We start from the raw sequence: 19129 nt of genomic DNA on the forward strand, positions 1-19129 counted from the left end.
TATGGTATCTTTGTCTAAAGATAGGAATTAGGATGTTCTCCAAGAATAAAAAAAAATCACTCATAGAAATTGAACAGCATGAACTTTTAGAACATGCCCAAACGAGAATAAAGCAAAAGAAGCGACTTTATAATCATTTTGTTGTGTTTTTGATCGGCAGCGTATTTATGATCATCATCAATAAAATATTAAAGTATGGTGTGGAATACAACTGGTTTGTCTGGGCCATTACCTTCTGGGCCTTTTTGTTCGCAATTCATGTCTTCAACGTATTTGTCACCACCACATTTATGGGTCTTAATTGGGAAAGGGCGCAAAGAGAAAAATTGGTCCTGAAACAGAAACAAAAAATATCCGAATTGCAGAAGGAGATTGAAACGGAATTTCCATTGTCCAACATCAATAAAAAAAAAGAAGAGTGAACATTCTATCCATTATAGCCGCGGCTGCGGAGAATAACGCCTTAGGAAAAGACAATGACCTGCTATGGCATCTACCCGATGATTTTAAACGCTTCAAAAGCCTTACCTCCGGGCATAAAATAATCATGGGGCGCAAAACCTTTGAAAGCTTCCCCAAACCTTTGCCCAACAGAACCCATATCATAATAACCCGAGATAAAAACTATAAGGTAAAACATGAAGATTGTATAGTAGTACATTCCTTGGAAGAGGCATTGAATCTTGTAAAAGGGGACCCCTTATCCTTTATTATAGGCGGGGGTGAAATATACAAACTGGGATTGGAATTTGCCAACCAAATAGAATTGACCAGGGTGCACGGAACCTTTGAAGGGGATACCTTTTTTCCAGAATTCGACAATGATAAATGGCAATTGACAAAAGAGGAATACCACCCCAAGGATAAGCGCCATAAATATGATTTTACGTATTTAACCTACACAAAAAACCAATAAGGAGTAAGAGACCGCAAAAAGTTAAAAGCTAAAAATTCAGAAATTGTGCCTTATAAGGTACACTAACATCCCTTAAAAAGAATTTTAATACGTCAATGTCCCCATTGGTAAAAAACTGGTGCGAACTACTTTCACCATCTGCTACTGCCGATAAATTATTTAATTGCAATACATTTTTGGTATGTCTGGCCACTCCTTCACCAGAATCGATAATCGTAATATTTTCAGGTAAAATTTCCTTTATCAAAGGAATTAAATAGGGATAATGTGTACAGCCCAAAACCAATTGATCCATACCTTGACTCAGCATGGGTTCCAAATATTTTTGTAATAACTCCCTAGTTTTGGAAGTATTGATCTCCCCTTTTTCGATCTGCTCAACCAGACCAGTACCAACTTGATCAAGGATCTTTATGCCGTTGGCATGTATTTCCGCAGTATTATTGAATAGAGCACTGGATAAAGTTCCCTTGGTAGCCAAAACACCTACTGTTTTGGTTTTGGAATTTAAGGCGGCAGGCTTAATGGCCGGTTCAATCCCGATCATTGGCACATGGTAACTATCCCTAAGCTCCTTAATGGCGTTGGTGGTAGCCGTGTTACAGGCAACCACTATAAGTTTACATCCCTTTTGCAAAAGTAGTTCAACGTTTTTTACACTAAGTTGAAGTATCTGTTCCTTTGATTTTTCTCCATAGGGGGCATTCTTACTGTCTGCGAGATAAATGGTGGATTCATAGGGAAGCACCTTGTTGATCTCCCTCCATATTGAGGTACCTCCAATGCCGGAATCAAAAATACCTATGGGACCTTTATTCATTTAAAATAAAAAGATTATACATCCATAAAGTTACATTAATATTGCTTTTTGGAGCAGTTCTTTTTGGGAAATAAAACACCCCTTTCCCTATGGTTTATTTATTTTCCTTGATTCAATACAACCAAAAGATCATCTGCCTAATACTTCTCCATCAGCGCTTTTACCTCCTCCAAATTCAATCCGCCATAATTCCCAGAGCTCATTAAAAGCAGTACGTAATTATCATATTCCTGACCAAACACAAAATTTTTGAAATCTTCGGAGTCGGTAAAAATCTGCAAATCGTCACGTTCAAAGGCTTCGGATATTTGTTCCTCGGTAACCTCCTCAAGCTTCTTAATCCTAACTGATTCCGGCAAATAGAAAACTGCCGCTACATCTGCAGCCTCCAATGCACCTTTATACTCCTTTAAAAATTCTGGGTTAAAACTGCTATAGGTGTGCAGTTCCAGACATGCAATTAATTTTCTGGTGGGATACTGCTCTTTAACAGCATTGGTGGTAGCCATTACTTTACTGGGTGAATGCGCAAAATCCTTAAAGGCGACACATGTATCACCTTCAGCTATTTTTTCCAATCTTTTGGAAGCGCCTTTAAAGGATGCTATGGCCTCGTAGAAGTCGTCTTCATCTACTCCCATATTTTGACATATCCATTTTGCCCCGGCAAGATTACTAAGGTTATGCCTTCCAAAAACTTCGATAGGCATTGCGCCCTCTGGGGTTTCCAATATAGTCTGCCCATTTTCAACCGTATATTCAGGAGTGTTATAGGGTAGCTTACGTATAGCATTTTCAGAGGCTTTTACCACCCCATCCACCTCTGGGTCTTCCTCATTGTAAGTAATACTTCCTCCTTTTACAATACTATCCACGAAAATCCGGAATTGCTCCACATAATTGTCATAGGTAGGGAATACATTAATGTGATCCCAGGCTATTCCGCTCAAAAGGGCAATATTGGGTTTATAAAGATGAAATTTCGGCCGCCTATCTATGGGGGAAGACAAATATTCATCACCCTCCAGTACTATAAAATCGTTCTCCTCGGTAAGATGTACCATACGGTCAAACCCTTCCAATTGGGCACCTACCATAAAATCTACAGCTCTGTCATGATAATTTAAGACATGCAATATCATGGAAGTAATGGTAGTCTTGCCATGACTTCCTCCTATGACCACTCTTGTCTTATTCTTGGATTGCTCGTACAGGAACTCGGGATAGGAAAATATCTTTAATCCCAATTCCTGGGCCTTTAGAAGCTCAGGATTGTCGGCCTTGGCGTGCATACCCAAAATTATCGCATCCAAATTGGAGTTCAATTTCTCTGGAAACCAGCCAAATTGTTCCGGCAATAGCCCTTTGGCTGCCAACCTGGTTTTGGAAGGTTCAAAAATTACGTCATCACTCCCTGAAACAGTATATCCTTTATGATGTAATGCCAAAGCCAAATTGTGCATAGCACTGCCCCCGATGGCAATAAAATGAATGTGCATGAAAAGATCGGTTTAAGGGGGTAAAGATAAACATTGTTCAAGGCTATCAAAAAAGTTATTGAATGGTTTCAGTTATTCCAAGAACAAATACCGGAAATAGTATTAAAACAATAACTTAAACCTCAATATTTTTTAATTTAGTACCAAAGAACACAATCCATGAAAATAAAACTTGCTGAAATTGTCTCCAAGGAAATTATGCCTGGCTACCACGGCAAACTTATTCATACCCAAAATATGAGTTTAGCTTTTTGGGAGGTGGAAGCAGGAGCAAAAGTTCCCGAACATGCACACATGAATGAACAGGTAATGCAGGTATTGGAGGGAAAATTTGAATTTACCCTTGGCGGCAATACCAAAACCTATGAACCGGGCGATCTGGTAATAATTCCGCCCCACGTTCCACATAGCGGATTGGCACTTACCCCCTGTAAATTGATGGATGTTTTTAGTCCCACAAGGGAAGAATATAGATAAACCTACTATTGTCCCACTAGGATAATGTTAAAACATATTACCAAGATGAAGATATTACTCAAGAACAAAAAAGCATTGATCGGAGGCAGTAGCCGTGGGATCGGCAGGGCCATTGCCCAACAATTGGCAGCCAGTGGTGCGAGCGTTACCGTCATGGCCCGCAGTGAGGAACAGTTAAAAACCCTGATATCCGATTTACCTACGGATAACGGACAGCAACACCAGTATTTGGTGGTGGATTATTCCAATTTTGATGCCTATAAGAAAAGTATATCCACCTTCTTTAAAACGAACACGGTAGATATTTTGGTGAACAATACCCAGGGACCCTCTGCAGGAGGTGCCTTGGAGAAAAAGATCGATGATTATCAGGTAGCTTTTGACCTTCTTTTTAAGACCGCGGTATTTACCACAGAACAGGCGCTTAAGGGAATGATATCCCAGAAATACGGTCGTATCATCAATGTTGCCTCAGTTTCCGTAAAGGAACCCCTACCCTATTTGACCCTTTCCAATAGCATACGCGCCGCTGTTGTTACCTGGTCCAAAACCCTGGCTTCCGATGTAGGCAAATACAACATTACTGCAAACTGTACCCTAACCGGATATTTTAACACGGAAAGACTAAAGAATCTGAACGGCGCCAAGGCCAAATCCTTGGGTATTCCTCTTTCTGAAGTTGAGAATCAAATGCTCTCCCATGTACCTGTGGGACGATTTGGAGACCCAACGGAATATGGGTATTTGGTTACGTTTTTGGCCTCTGAGCACGCCTCTTTTATAACAGGGACCAATATTCCCATTGATGGTGGTTTGCTAAAATCGCTTTAAATGGCCAGCAAAAGAAATATAAAGAACAACCCATAGGTGCCAAGCCTTCAGAGGATGCTAAAAAAATCCCTGCTCTAATAAAGCAACGTTGGTATTCTTTTTGCATCTAGTCTCTTCATGGCATGTTCACTCACTTAAAAGTGTGTTTCACTCATTTTGGATTGTAACCCCATGAAATAAACGCCAATTTTGTTATATATACTTATACAGATGAAAAAAATAGCAACAATATTTACCTTAATCCTATTCTCTCAAATGGCACAATCCCAATCTCCCAACGATTCCTATTCCTCCTTATGGCAAAAGGTACAAAAATTGGAGAACGAGGCCATGACCAAATCCGCATTGGACCTAGTAGCTTTAATCTCAAAAAAGGCCAATAAAGAGCAGAATTCCGTTCAGATTATAAGATCACTTATCTACACCTCCAAATATGCACTAACCTTGGAGGAGGATGCCCAATTAAAAATTATACGCGATTTTAAAGAAGAAATAGACCAAAGCCAATTCCCGACCAAAAATATCTTGGAAGGCTATTTGGCAAATATGTATTGGCAATATTTTCAACAAAATAGATATCGATTCTACGACAGGACGACAACAGAGGAAAAAGTGGACAGCATTGATTTTAGAACCTGGGATCTTAGCACTATTTTTCATGAAATAAGTGTACATTTTGATGCCTCATTGCATAAGCCTTTAAAGTTACAGCAACTAAAAGTGGATGCTTTTAAAGAGATCCTCAATGAACAAAAAGGCTCCGAGACTTATCGGCCCAGCCTATTTGATCTTTTGGCCCATTCGGCATTGGATTTTTATAAAACCAGTGAAAATAGCATTGACCGTCCGGCAGATAAATTTGAATTGGACAACCCGGAAATCTTATGCGAGGGAAAACAATTTGTTGAACAACAGATTAGCACCAAGGACAAGACTTCCCTACAGAGTAAGGCCATAATACTTTATCAGCAACTCTTGGATTTCCATGACCCTATGGAGGAAGCATATGTAGATGTTGATATTGAACGTCTAAGGTATATTAAGGAAAATGCAGTATTTCCGAACAAGGACCAACAATACCTGGAGGTTTTGCAAAATACCGCCGAATCTATCAAAAACAACAAGAACTCGGCTTTATACCTATATGAAATTGCCATGTTATACCGCGAATGGGGCAACAGTTATCAACCTAACATCAAGGACGATTACAGATGGAAGCAGAAAGAGGCTATGGCTGTATGTGAATCTGTAATAAATCAGTTTCCAAACAGCAGGGGCGCTGAAAAATGTAAAGCACTAAAATCGGAGATATTGTCCAAAGACCTTCAATTGACCGGGGAACGACATATACCAGTCAACCTACCTTCCCGCTTACTCGTAGAATACAAAAATCTCCATAATCTTCAATTATCGGCCCGTAAGATTTCCCAAAAGGAGATAAAGGAGCTCAACAGTCTTTATCCTGAGGAAAAAGTATTGGCTTTTATTAAAAAACTCACGGAAGTTAAAAGTTGGGACGCCAAGCTTATCAACGAAAATGATTATCAATCCCACAAAATAGAAATCTTATTGCCCGAACTAAGCAACGGTTCCTACATTATATTGGCCACCCCTCTTTCCGATTCCGGCAGCACCTTTGCCTATAGCCCTATCCAAGTTACCAATTTGGCATTGGTGGAAGGACAAACCAGTACCGAACATAACTTTCAAGTAATTGACCGTAACAACGGAAAACCTATATCCGGGGCTACCCTAAAGTTCTCCTATCAACGGAACTACGAAAGACCAATCATGACCAAGACCTTGATTTCCGACGAGAAAGGGATGGTAAACCTTCCTTTAACCAGCGAGCGCTGGAACAACGTGGATATCCTGATCAGCACGAAACATGAGGAGGCCTTTTTTGAAGATTTTTATGTTAATGCCAAATATGACCAAGGGGAGGAAGACAACCTATACTCCTGTTTTTTATTTACGGACCGAAGTATTTACAGGCCTGGCCAACCCCTATATTTTAAAGGGTTGGCAATGGTTCAAAAAGACGATAAATCCTCCGTGCTTACCAATACCAAAATAACGGTAAGCCTTATGGATGTTAATCATCAAGAAGTTGCCCAACAAGAATTTAGAACCAATGATTATGGCTCCATTTCAGGCACATTCGTTTTACCCAATAATGGGCTTACAGGGAATTATTATTTGAAATTGGATTCCGAAGAAGTTGACATTAGCGGCAATAGTTATTTTTCAGTGGAAGAATACAAGCGTCCCAAATTTGAAATTTCACTGGAATCCATTACAGAGACATATAGGGTAAACGATACCATCTCCGTTAAGGGAACGGCCAAGGCCTACGCAGGAAGCCTTATTACAGGCGCCAAGGTAAGCTATACCGTTAGGCGAGTGGTGTACTACCCTAAATGGTATTATTGGCACCTGCCCTATTTTGATGGGACCCCTCAAGAGATTGCCCATGGCGAAACGGTTACCGATGGCAACGGTAAATACGAGATTAACTTCAAAGCCATACCAGATCTAAGTATTGCCAAGGAAAATATGCCAACCTTCAACTATGAGGTTACAGCAGATGTCACGGACCTTAATGGCGAAACCCACAGTGCAACCACTATGGTCAACGTGGGGTATCATGCGCTAACGGCCGATATTCAAATTGATGATCCTTTGAACAAGGATGGCAAAAATCCTAAGATAACCATCTCCACCTATAACCTTAACGGTGAGTTTGTTGCAGCGCAAGGAAGCCTAAAAATGTATAAACTAAAGGCCCCAAATAATGTCCTTAGGCCAAGACCTTGGGCAGCTCCGGATTATGATGGCTTTGGAAAAACCAAGTTTAAGGAACTTTTCCCCCATGATGCCTTTGGCAAGGAAGATAACCCTGCCTTTTGGGAAAAAGGGGAACTGGTATGGGAATCCAGCTTTGACACAGGAAAATCCACGGAAATTGACTTGGGCAACGTAAAAAAGTGGTTGTCCGGAAAGTATGTCATTGAATTGGAAGCAAAGGACAAATTCGGTCAACTGGTAAAGGACATTGCACAAACTACTTTTTACAGTGATAAGGACAAGATATCGGCGGACAATCAGCTTTTTCAAATAAAGACCGATAAAAACTCCTATGTCATTGGAGACAAAGTTAAACTCACTTTGCGCACTGCTGCGGAAAACCTTACTATATCTTTATTTATTGAAAAGGATCGGAAAATTGTGGCAACACACCTAATTGAATTGCACAATAACTCAAAGACCATTGAAATTCCTGTTACTGCGCAAGACCAGGGTGGATTTGCCATAAACTATAGTTTCTCCGCATACAATGCCTTTCAATCTAGCAGCCTTTCCATTGCTGTCCCCTATCCCAGTGCTGACCTAAAAATTGAAACCATTACCTTCCGAGATAAGCTTCAGCCTGGAAAAGAGGAAACATGGTCCTTTAATATTAAAGGCCCCAAAGGGGATAAGGTAACCGCAGAACTGTTGGCCAGTATGTATGATGCCTCATTGGATGCCTTTAAAGGACATCATTGGAATTTTTCTCCAAATTATAAAGGGCAGTATTATTCCAACAGAAATCTCAATGCCTATAAAAGTTACGGGATTGCCTCTTTTAATACCTATCTAAATTTTGGCGACAGGTTTACTTATACCCCTCAATACTATGACTCCTTTGACTGGTTCGGTCTCCATTTTGGATATGGTTATGCACTGAGGGAAAGAATGATGATGAAAAGTAGTGCCCCCGGTGCCCCTATGGAAATAATGGCAGAAAGTGAAGTCTCGGATGAAGTGATCACCGTAGGATATGGAACACCATCTCCTGAAAACAAAGCCGGCAGCAACCAAGCTCCACAGGACAAAAATGGTAAAAAGGATGGATTTGATGATATTCAGATTCGGAAAAACCTACAGGAAACTGCCTTTTTCTTTCCCCAGCTTCTAACCGATAAGGACGGAAATGTATCCTTTAGCTTCACTACCCCTGAAGCTTTGACCAAATGGAAACTGCAGCTTCTGGCACACACCAAGACCATGGAAAGCGCCAAATCCACCATGCAAACCGTTACACAAAAGGAATTGATGGTTACCCCAAATGCACCGCGTTTCTTGCGTGAGGGAGATAAAATTGTGATCAGCACCAAAATAGCGAATCTAACCAACAAATTGCTCAGCGGCAATGCCAGGTTGGAATTGGTGGATGCCTTTAGCGGAAGGGATATAACCCCAGAACTGTTGATCAGTGATCCACTTTACGGAACTGTTAAGCCCGAAAATACTTTTACGGTAGACGCCATGGGAAATACCCAGGTATCATGGAACTTAAAAATTCCTGAAGGAATTGGAGCTGTACAGTACAAGATAATGGCCAAGGCGGGTGATTTTAGTGATGGGGAACAAAATATACTTCCGGTACTTACAAACCGAATGTTGGTTACCGAAACCCTACCAATGTGGGTGCGCGGCAATGAAACCAAGACCTTTACCTTGGACAAATTAAAGAACACTGCCTCAACCACCTTAAAGCATCATCAACTTAGCCTGGAGATAACTTCCAATCCGGCATGGTATGCAATTCAAGCCCTGCCTTACTTAATGGAATATCCCTATGACTGTAACGAGCAAATATTTTCGAGATATTATGCCAACACTTTGGGAGGATATATTGCCAATTCCAATCCTAGAATACAACAGGTTTTTGACCAATGGGCCAACTCAGATGCGTTGCTAGGCAATCTTGAGAAAAATGAAGAATTAAAATCGATTTTAATTCAGGAAACACCATGGTTGCGCGATGCACAATCCGAAACCGAACAAAAGAAACGTATAGCACTGCTCTTCGATCTTAACAAATTAAAAAACGATCAAGACAATGCCTTCAATAAACTTGTTCAGAACCAAATGTCGTCCGGGGCTTGGGCCTGGTTCAAGGGAGGCCCCGAAAACCGATTTATCACCCAACATATTGTTACCGGTCTAGGACATCTTAAGAAAATAACATCCCCCAGCGAAAGTGAGGAAAAATCAGAGATTGGAAATAGCGGTAATACCAAGGAACAGCAAGTAATAAAAAATGCAGTTGCCTATTTGGACGATAAGTTTGTGAAAGAATACGAGCAAATGAAAAAATACGCCACGGATCTTAATGATGACCATTTGAGCCATACCCAAATACATTATCTGTACATGCGCAGTTATTATCCAGAAATTAAGGTTTCCAAAAAAGTAGCCGAAATTATGGATTACTACAATATCCAGGCACAAAAATATTGGGTAAAAAGAGATCTGTATTCAAAAGGGCTTCTTTCCTTAATTCTCTTTAGAAACGGAAGTACAGCAACTGCCAATAAAATAATAAAGTCCTTGGAGGAAAATAGTATTTTGAGTGATGAATTGGGTATGTATTGGAAAGAAAACAACAATTCCTGGTATTGGTACCAGGCACCCATTGAAACCCAATCCCTGTTAATAGAAGCCTTTTCCGAAATTAAAGATGATATTAAAACCGTAGACAATCTTAAAATTTGGTTGTTGAAGAACAAACAGACCAATCAATGGAAAACCACAAAAGCCACCACCGATGCAGTATATGCCTTGCTCATAAGGGGAAGTGATTGGTTGTCTGTTACCGAAGCTGTAGACGTATTGGTCGGAGGTGAAAAAATTGAACCCTCCAAACTCGAAAATGTACAAGTGGAAGCTGGAACCGGATATTACAAAACCTCTTGGACCAAAAACGAAATAAGTCCTAAAATGGCAGAGGTACAGCTGAACAAAAAAGGGGATGGCATTGCTTGGGGAGCTTTGTACTGGCAATATTTTGAAGATTTGGACAAGATAAGCCCTGCCGATACACCTTTGAAATTAAAAAAGAAAGTTTTCTTGAAAAAAAATACGGATACAGGGGAAGTATTATCCGAAATTAATCGCAAAACACCTTTAAATGTAGGCGATCTGGTTCGTATAAGAATTGAATTAAGGGCAGATAGACCAATGGAATATGTGCACATGAAGGATATGAGGGCAGCTGGGATGGAACCCATAAATGTGTTGTCCAGCTATAAATGGCAAGACGGTCTGGGATATTACGAAAGTACTAAAGATGCCAGTACCAATTTCTTTTTCGACTATCTGCCCAAGGGGATATATGTCTTTGAATACGACTTAAGGGTCAACAATGTCGGGGATTTCAGCAACGGAATTTCCACCATTCAGAGTATGTACGCTCCCGAATTTAGTAGTCATAGCGAAGGAGTGAGAGTGCTTATCGAATAACAAAAAATAAAATATTGTTAAAAAGGTATTGCTTTTTTTCATAAATTCATAAATAACTAACATAAAATCAACGAATTATGAACTCTACCTTTTTTATCGCATTACGCTTTGTATTTGGGATTTTTCTTATCGTTTTCGGGACGAATAAATTCTTGCATTTTATGCCGGCCGGACAAATGTCCGAAGCGGCCATGAACTATTTTTCAGCCTTATTGAGCACCAATACCCTTTATGTGGTAGCCATAGTGGAAATTCTTTCAGGACTTTCCTTATTGACCAACAAATTTGGAGCTTTAATGATGATTATACTGATGACCGTCTCTGTGAATGCATTATTGTTCAATGCATTTTTGGAACCAGGTTCCATTGGCCTAACTTTGGTATTGCTTGTTCTTAATATAGTAATGCTGTACGCTTACAAAGAAAGATATAAAGATATCCTGAGACCATAATCCTATATAATTTATCATAGAAAATAAGAAGCGGGACCACTTTTGGCTCCCGTTTCTTATTTATAATATTTCACCATTTGCTCTATACCTTTATCATTGTCTTCGTTAACGGATTACTTTCTACTTTTAGGTGGATATTTTTCAAGAGTTTTGGTCACCAATGCCTTTATCTTATCCTCCCTTTCAATAGGAGAACTATTTTCCCTTAGACTACTTACTGCTATTGCCTGCCAAAAAAGTTCATCCTTCTGACTGTCAACAAAATCGAATTGAATCTCCCGTTCCACATTTGCTGCTCCCACAGGAATACCAATTGTCATTCCGCCACCAACGTTTCTCCCAGTACCACCTATACCCACCCCTACGGTATTATTTCTAGGCGCCTGAAAAGAATTGCTTAAAATATTTATTAAAAATTCGGGCTCTTCGGATAACAAAAAGCCTTTACCCCGCATGGTGGAATCAATGGCCCTCAATAATCGCCGAGTATCCAATTCGCTTAAACCAGTATCCATGTCCGAAAAGTAATTATAGGTGGTATATTTAGAATAATCAGTGTCCCTATCATAGTCATAATTTACACGAACGGAACTACAGGAAGTTAAAAAGAGCAAGAGCAAGAATGGGATTATACTTTTCATTATTCCAATTTTTATAAGGGCCTGTTTAAGAAATTGTGATAGGAATTTCCTAAATAGACTCTAAAATAGTGAAAATTATTATTGCCGTTTTTTATGAGGGTAAGTATTCGTTAAAACGCAGGGCATTATAACCAATAAAACGGGCATATGTATATTCAATATATAATTGGGGCTATTTGTTCAACATAGCCCACAATCTGTCCTTAAGTTCCACCAGCCCAATTTGGGCCACGGAAGATATGAACATATAAGGCACATCCTTGAAATCTTTGTCCAGTTCAATTCTCATTTCCGCAATAAGCTCCTCGTCCAACATATCGGTTTTGGAGATGGCTATCAATCGGTCCTTGTCCAATAGTTCTGGGTTATATCTGCGCAGCTCGTCCAACAGAATTTCATACTCCTTGGAAATGTCCTTGCTGTCCGCAGGAATCAAAAACAGCAAAGTGGAATTACGCTCTATATGCCTTAAAAAATAATGTCCAAGTCCCTTACCTTCGGCTGCCCCTTCTATGATACCGGGAATATCCGCAATAACAAAACTTTTAAAATCCCTGTATTCCACTATCCCCAAATTGGGTTTTAGGGTCGTAAATTCGTAATCCGCTATCTTGGGCTGTGCAGAAGTAAGCACGGATAGAAGGGTAGATTTACCAGCATTTGGAAAACCTACCAGGCCTACGTCGGCCAACACTTTCAACTCCATAACAAGGTCCAATTCCTGGCCACTTATACCGGGTTGGGCGTATCTTGGCGTCTGATTAGTAGCTGTTCTAAAATGCCAGTTACCACGACCTCCCATACCACCTTCCAAAAGAATTTTTTCCTCCTGATCCTCGGTAATTTCCATTAAAACTTCCAGAGTTTCAGCGTCTTTGATAACGGTCCCCAAGGGCACCTCCAAATACACATCCTGTCCGTCTGCACCACTGCTTCTGTTCTTACTGCCATGCTCCCCATGACCGGCCCTAAAAGTTCTGGTAAACTTAAAGCCCAACAGGGTCCATAAATTTTTGTTGCCACGGACAATTATGTGTCCACCGCGACCCCCATCACCACCATCTGGCCCACCTTTTGTTATAAACTTTTCCCTATGCAAGTGCACGGAACCTTTTCCTCCGTTACCGGATTCAAGATGCACTTTTACATAATCCACAAAATTTCCTTCCGTCATTTTTTTAGTTTATTGTTCCAAGTTCTATCAAAGTAGGACCCCAAAATTCTTTTAGATCAACTTATAGACCAAGAAATTATGAGTGGCCAATTAAAAGAACCACTGAGGCGTATTTAAAGTTAATTCCTCTTAACTAGGTGCATTTATTACAGTACATCCCAATCTCAGACTGCCTGTAACTCCTCTATTACTTTTGCCAAGCGGCTCGTAATATCTTCTATAGAACCTATTCCGTTAACACTATGAAATTTCCCCTGATCATCATAGTAATCCTTTAAGGGAGCTGTTTTCTCATTGTATTCATCAAAACGGTTACGAATCATATTTTCGTCCTGGTCGTCGCTCCTACCGCTAACTTTACCACGTTCCAATAATCTTTGTATCAATACTTCATCATTGGCTTCCAGAGCTATGGTAGCATCGATCCTCATCTCCTTGCTTATCAAAAAATCATCCAATGCCTTGGCCTGTGCCGTTGTCCTTGGAAAACCATCAAAGATAAATCCGCTGGCATCAGGGTTTTTCTCCACCTCATCCTGCAACATTTTAATGGTAACCTCATCCGGCACCAATTCTCCTTTGTCTATATATGACTTAGCCAATGTTCCCAGTTCGGTACCATTCTTAATATTATAACGAAAGACATCTCCGGTTGAAATATGCTTTAAATTATATTTTTCCTTTAAAAATGAAGCCTGCGTGCCCTTTCCTGCACCAGGTTTTCCAAACAAAACTAGGTTTATCATATGCTTTTGGTTTAGTTGATATACTGCTCTTAAATTTCTTCCCAATTCATTATAATCCAATCCATAACCTACTATAAACTTATCTTCGATTTTTATACCAAAATAGTCTATATCATACTCTCCGTTATACACTTCGGATTTGTAAAACAAGGTTGCAACTTTAAATTCCTTTACCTTGGTATTGGAAAATAGGTCGATTAATTTTTTAACGGTCCTACCTGTATCAATAATATCTTCTAGGATAATTACACTTCTGCCCTCAATATTTTCCGGAACATCCAATAGCGTTTCCACAATTCCCGTAGAAGTAAGTCCCTGATAGGAGCTTAAACGCACAAAGGAAACCTCACAAGGGTATGGATAGGCTTTAAGGAAATCGGAAACGAACATAAATGCGCCGTTTAGGACACCCACAAAAATGGGGGTTTCCTTCTTGTAATCCACAGCGACCTGGTCCGCAATCTTTTTTATCGCGGCCATAATCTCGCCTTCACTAATAAAAGGCTTAAAATATTTGTCGTGTAGCTTAATCAAGACTAATGTTTTTATAATAAATTCAAGATGCCAAATATAGCACTTTGATTTCTCTTTTTTAAAGGTCCAGGCCTAGTTTCTAAGATTTAGCTGTATTTTTGTTCCTAATATACAATCTACTTTAATACAAGCGAATCATTTCCAATGAACTATTTTTCTTCTGAATTTAAATTAGGAATACTAGGAGGCGGTCAATTAGGTAAAATGCTTTTGTACGAAACAAGAAAATTTGATATCCATACCAAGGTATTGGACCCGTCTGACGAAGCTCCTTGCAAAATAGCCTGCAATGAATTTATTAAGGGCGATTTAATGAATTTTGATGCCGTTTACGCCCTCGGCAAAATAGTAGATGTGCTTACCATAGAAATCGAAAACGTAAACCTGGATGCCTTGGAAAAATTGGAGGACGAAGGTTTGAAGGTATTTCCGCCCACCCGTGCACTGCGTATTATACAGAATAAGGCTAAACAAAAATTGTTTTATGTGGACAATAATATCCCCACTGCAGATTTTCAGCGTTTCGCCTATAAAAGCGAAATAGAAGACAGTGTTGCCAACGGAGGTCTAAAATTTCCTTTTATCTGGAAAGCCACACAATTTGGATACGACGGTCAAGGCGTTAAGGTAGTTCGTAAACTGGAAGATCTAAACGGTCTGCCTGCTGGGGAATGCATTACCGAAGAAATGATAAATTTTAAGAATGAACTCGCTGTAATCGTAGCTCGGAGTGCCAGTGGGGAAGTAAGAACCTACCCCGTAGTGGAAATGGAATTCCACCCCGAAGCCAATCAGGTGGAATATGTTATCTGTCCCGCGCGGATAGATGCCAAAGTAGCTGAAAAAGCCCAGGAAATTGCGCTACAAATCTCCAATAAAATTAGACATGTTGGGCTTTTGGCCGTGGAAATGTTCCAGACCCAGGACGATAAAATTCTGGTGAACGAGGTGGCACCAAGACCCCATAACAGCGGACATTACAGTATTGAAGCAAGTTATACCAACCAATTTGAACAACATATCCGTGCCATTTTGGACCTTCCTTTGGGAAATACCGGCAGTAAAGTAGCCGGTATAATGGTGAATTTGGTTGGTGAAGAAGGCCATACTGGAAATGTGGTCTATAAAAATATGGAGGAAATCTTAAGCCTGGACGGTGTTACGCCCCATATTTACGGTAAAAAACAGACCCGACCTTTCAGAAAAATGGGCCACGTCACCATTGTGAACAACGACATTAAGGAGGCTAGAAAAATAGCCGAACAAGTCAAGAATACTATAAAAGTGATTAGCGAATAAAAATTTTCAATGATATGAGTAAAGTAGCCGTAGTTATGGGAAGCACCAGCGACCTCCCTGTTATGCAAGAAGCCATTGATATATTAAAAGGTTTTGATATTGAGGTAGATGTTGATATTGTCTCTGCCCACCGTACCCCGGAAAAATTGTTCGATTTTAGCAAGAATGCCCATAAAAATGGATATTCCGTAATCATTGCCGGTGCAGGCGGTGCAGCACATTTACCAGGAATGGTGGCATCCATGTCCCCTCTGCCCGTAATAGGTGTTCCCGTAAAAAGCAGCAATTCCATTGATGGGTGGGACTCTATCCTATCCATTCTCCAAATGCCGGGCGGTGTTCCCGTTGCGACAGTAGCACTTAATGGCGCAAAAAATGCCGGAATTTTAGCGGCCCAGATTATTGGAAGCTCGGATAAATGTGTCCTGGACAAGATCATTTTTTACAAAGAAGGCCTAAAACAAAAGGTCATAGACGGAGCAGAGGAAATGAAAAAAAGAAATCTTAAGTTTTAATTGATTCCCTAAATCAAGTCTACCACTAAACTTAAAAACAGAATACCCATTTAAAAAACACAATACCCCAATATGAATCCATTATTGACCCCATTTGATACAGCACCATTCTCCAAAATAAAAAATGAACATTTTAAACCCGCTTTTTTGCAGGCCATTGAGGATGCCAGATTAGAAATCGATGCTATTGCAAACTCTAAAGAGCTTCCTACTTTTGAAAATACCATAGCTGCCTTGGATTTTGCTGGACAGCAATTGGATAGGGTATCCAGCGTCTTTTTTAATTTGAATTCTGCAGAAACCAATCCAGAAATTCAAAAAATAGCCCAAGAGGTATCTCCCCTCTTGTCGGAATTCAGCAATGACATTACCCTGAACGAGGATTTATTTAAGAGGGTCAAAGCGGTATACAACCAAAGGAAAGAACTGACATTGACCACTGAGGAACAGACCCTTCTGGATAAAAAATACAAAAGTTTCAGTAGGAACGGCGCCAATTTGTCCACGGATAAAAAGAAGCGTCTACGCGAAATAGATGCCGAACTATCCAAACTTAAACTTCAATTCGGGGAAAATGTTTTGGCCGAGACCAACAAGTACGAAATGCACCTTACCAATGAGGAAGATTTGGATGGTCTTCCTGAAGGGGAGAAAGAGGCAGCTGCACAATTGGCAATATCAAAGGACAAGGAGGGCTGGTTAATTACCTTGGATTACCCTAGCTATATTCCTTTTATGAAATATTCCAGTAATAGAAAATTACGGAAGGAACTTTCCATCGCATTTGGCAGCAAAGGCTTTCATAATGATGAATTGGACAATCAGAAGAATATAATCAACATTGCCAACCTCCGGCATGAAAGAGCCAATTTATTAGGCTACAAGACACATGCCCACTATGTATTGGAGGAGCGCATGGCAGAAACTCCAGAAAAGGTCCACCACTTTCTTCAGGAATTACTGGAAAAAGCAAAACCGGCGGCTGAGAGGGAATTTACAGAGTTGGAAAATTTTGCAAAGCAACTGGACAAAATAGACCGATTGGAAAAATGGGACGGAGCCTATTATTCTGAAAAATTGAAGCAAAAACTGTTCGATCTGGACGATGAAAAGCTTAAACCCTATTTTAAACTGGAAAATGTAATTGCCGGAGTATTTAAAGTAGCCACAAAATTATTCGGCCTGCAATTTGAAGAAGTTTTTGATATCGACAAATATCATCCGGATGTAAAGACGTATCGCATTTACGATAAGGACAAGAATCTAGTATCCATATTCTATGCAGATTTCCATCCTAGGTCCGGAAAACGCGGGGGAGCTTGGATGACATCCTATAAAGCCCAATATGTACAAAATGGAATTAACGTGCGTCCACATATTTCCAATGTCTGCAATTTTACCAAACCCACTGCCAGCAAACCCTCCTTACTTACTTTTAATGAGGTTACCACCTTGTTCCATGAGTTTGGCCACGGATTGCACGGTATGTTGGCAGATACGGTTTTTCCTGGCTTGTCCGGTACCTCTGTATATTGGGATTTTGTGGAACTGCCCAGCCAAATAATGGAAAACTGGTGCTATGAAAAGGAAGCTTTGGAACTATTTGCCACACATTACCAAACGGGCGAAGTAATACCAATGGAATTGGTGCAAAAAATAAAAGACTCGGCCACCTTCCAAGAAGGAATGGCCACCTTAAGACAAATCAGTTTTGGACTGTTGGACATGTCCTGGCACGGCACGGATCCATCCGGCATCAGCAACGTAAAGGAACAGGAGGTAAAGGCTTTTGAGCAAACAGATTTATACCCAGAATGTCCCGAAACCTGTATGAGCACTTCATTTTCCCATATTTTTCAAGGCGGATATTCTTCTGGTTATTACAGCTACAAATGGGCAGAAGTATTGGATGCTGATGCCTTTGCCTTTTTTAAGGAGAAAGGTATTTTTAACCAAGAAGTGGCCACAAAATTTAAGGACAATGTATTGTCTAAAGGCGGAACTGAAAAGCCCATGGAATTGTACAAACGTTTTAGAGGGAGCGAACCTAAGATAGAGGCTTTGTTAAAAAGGGCAGGTTTGTTGTCTGAGACGGTGAATTAAGGAAATTGACAGTATTCACGGGGCAATTGTAAGTTCAAGGATTAAGATTCAAGGTTAATCGTCTATGATATTGGTCGACCACTTAAAAGTGGAAAACAACGAAAACAAATCGTCCCTAGGAATGGAACTTCCCTCTCAATAAGTATTTGGAACCCCGGATATGGTCTTAGGCCGAAATAATTTCTCTTGCCATTATCCTAAACAACCTATTCAGGTGACCTAATCTTATATTGGCACCTATGAAATTCCCCTGTTGAGAGGGGTTAGGGGTGTGTTCAGTTAACTGGTAGAAGTAGTAAATAGAATAAAGTATAATTCAAGGATTGCCGTAGGCTTTAACTATATTCGGGCTGCTAAATACTAAATTCGCCTTTTGGAACTTAAAACTTGTTACAATCCCGTATTATCCTGAATCTCGGGATTTATCTGTTTTAAATGGGCTATAAATGCGCGCTTCTCCTTCGGGGAAATAATGACGCTCTCATATTTATTGTAAAACACCTCCAACCTATCAAAGGAAGTTGCCGGTGCACTTATGGGATTTTTGGTAGCCTCAATTTTTGTTATGGAACTTATCTGAATAGAACGATTAAGCAGAAATCCACTTTTAACCCTTAAAACCACATTACCAATCTCATAATAGGTAGATATAAATATGTAACCAATAAAAAGTGCAGGCAACAACAAAAATATGGGACCTATACTTGAAGGGTGTTTCAACAACTGTAAAATAGGAGCTAAAAGTAAAAGCAAGATTACAATTACCAGTATCCAACCAATTTTCGACTTATATCTTACCATAACCACTATTTTGCCCGGACCCATTTACGG

Annotated in this window: 15 protein-coding genes; 9 read left to right on the forward strand and 6 right to left on the reverse strand. The window is 40.0% G+C overall.

What is annotated here, in order from left to right; translation table 11 throughout:
• The first annotated feature begins 32 nt into the window (after window positions 1-32).
• Together LV92_RS14435 and LV92_RS14440 are read left to right on the forward strand one after the other, a co-directional pair.
• On the forward strand, window positions 33-422 hold the full coding sequence (locus LV92_RS14435) for a 2TM domain-containing protein (RefSeq protein ID WP_111624340.1): 390 nt from the start codon (window positions 33-35) through the stop codon (window positions 420-422).
• Window positions 419-916, forward strand: a complete 498-nt coding sequence (locus LV92_RS14440) for a dihydrofolate reductase (RefSeq protein WP_111624341.1) — start codon at window positions 419-421, stop codon at window positions 914-916. Before LV92_RS14435 ends, LV92_RS14440 begins: the two co-directional genes overlap by 4 nt.
• Window positions 917-944: 28 nt before the next feature.
• Here the strand turns inward: LV92_RS14440 and murI are convergent, their stop codons facing one another.
• A complete protein-coding gene (gene murI / locus LV92_RS14445) occupies window positions 945-1736 on the reverse strand; it encodes a glutamate racemase (protein ID WP_111624342.1) in 792 nt (263 codons plus the stop codon).
• Between the two features lie 137 nt (window positions 1737-1873).
• Window positions 1874-3235 carry a UDP-N-acetylmuramate--L-alanine ligase gene (locus tag LV92_RS14450; RefSeq protein WP_111624343.1) on the reverse strand — a complete coding sequence of 454 codons (1362 nt, stop codon included), beginning with the start codon at window positions 3233-3235 and terminating at the stop codon, window positions 1874-1876.
• Between the two features lie 159 nt (window positions 3236-3394).
• Here LV92_RS14450 and LV92_RS14455 point away from each other — a divergent pair, with 159 nt between their 5' ends.
• From LV92_RS14455 to LV92_RS14470, 4 genes are all read left to right on the forward strand, one after another.
• On the forward strand, window positions 3395-3712 hold the full coding sequence (locus tag LV92_RS14455) for a cupin domain-containing protein (protein ID WP_111624344.1): 318 nt from the start codon (window positions 3395-3397) through the stop codon (window positions 3710-3712).
• 45 nt (window positions 3713-3757) lie between these two features.
• A complete protein-coding gene (locus LV92_RS14460; RefSeq protein ID WP_111624521.1) occupies window positions 3758-4543 on the forward strand; it encodes an SDR family oxidoreductase in 786 nt (261 codons plus the stop codon).
• Between the two features lie 210 nt (window positions 4544-4753).
• Complete coding sequence (locus LV92_RS14465; RefSeq protein ID WP_111624345.1) at window positions 4754-10834, forward strand: alpha-2-macroglobulin family protein; 6081 nt, start codon at window positions 4754-4756, stop codon at window positions 10832-10834.
• A gap of 77 nt (window positions 10835-10911) precedes the next feature.
• Window positions 10912-11286 (forward strand): DoxX family membrane protein, encoded by a 375-nt coding sequence (locus LV92_RS14470; RefSeq protein ID WP_111624346.1) that lies wholly within the window; start codon window positions 10912-10914, stop codon window positions 11284-11286.
• A gap of 113 nt (window positions 11287-11399) precedes the next feature.
• Here LV92_RS14470 and LV92_RS14475 read toward each other — a convergent pair whose 3' ends face one another.
• From LV92_RS14475 to LV92_RS14485, 3 genes are all read right to left on the reverse strand, one after another.
• Entirely contained in the window at window positions 11400-11927 is a 528-nt protein-coding gene (locus tag LV92_RS14475; RefSeq protein ID WP_111624347.1) for a DUF4136 domain-containing protein, read from the reverse strand.
• 172 nt (window positions 11928-12099) lie between these two features.
• Window positions 12100-13101, reverse strand: a complete 1002-nt coding sequence (gene obgE / locus LV92_RS14480) for a GTPase ObgE (protein WP_111624348.1) — start codon at window positions 13099-13101, stop codon at window positions 12100-12102.
• 164 nt (window positions 13102-13265) lie between these two features.
• Entirely contained in the window at window positions 13266-14381 is a 1116-nt protein-coding gene (locus tag LV92_RS14485; protein ID WP_111624349.1) for an adenylate kinase, read from the reverse strand.
• Window positions 14382-14525: 144 nt separating this feature from the next.
• Here LV92_RS14485 and LV92_RS14490 point away from each other — a divergent pair, with 144 nt between their 5' ends.
• The 3 genes from LV92_RS14490 (at window position 14526) to LV92_RS14500 (ending at window position 18298) form a co-directional block, all read left to right on the forward strand.
• A complete protein-coding gene (locus tag LV92_RS14490; protein WP_111624350.1) occupies window positions 14526-15680 on the forward strand; it encodes a 5-(carboxyamino)imidazole ribonucleotide synthase in 1155 nt (384 codons plus the stop codon).
• A gap of 14 nt (window positions 15681-15694) precedes the next feature.
• On the forward strand, window positions 15695-16195 hold the full coding sequence (purE, locus tag LV92_RS14495) for a 5-(carboxyamino)imidazole ribonucleotide mutase (protein WP_111624351.1): 501 nt from the start codon (window positions 15695-15697) through the stop codon (window positions 16193-16195).
• Window positions 16196-16267: 72 nt separating this feature from the next.
• Window positions 16268-18298 (forward strand): M3 family metallopeptidase, encoded by a 2031-nt coding sequence (locus LV92_RS14500; protein ID WP_111624352.1) that lies wholly within the window; start codon window positions 16268-16270, stop codon window positions 18296-18298.
• A 390-nt stretch (window positions 18299-18688) separates the two neighbouring features.
• On the opposite strand, the gene LV92_RS14505 is transcribed toward LV92_RS14500, so the two are convergent.
• On the reverse strand, window positions 18689-19099 hold the full coding sequence (locus tag LV92_RS14505; protein WP_170126332.1) for a PH domain-containing protein: 411 nt from the start codon (window positions 19097-19099) through the stop codon (window positions 18689-18691).
• Window positions 19100-19129: the final 30 nt, after the last annotated feature.

The organism is Arenibacter echinorum (assembly GCF_003259375.1).
In the GTDB taxonomy this organism is placed as follows: domain Bacteria; phylum Bacteroidota; class Bacteroidia; order Flavobacteriales; family Flavobacteriaceae; genus Arenibacter; species Arenibacter echinorum.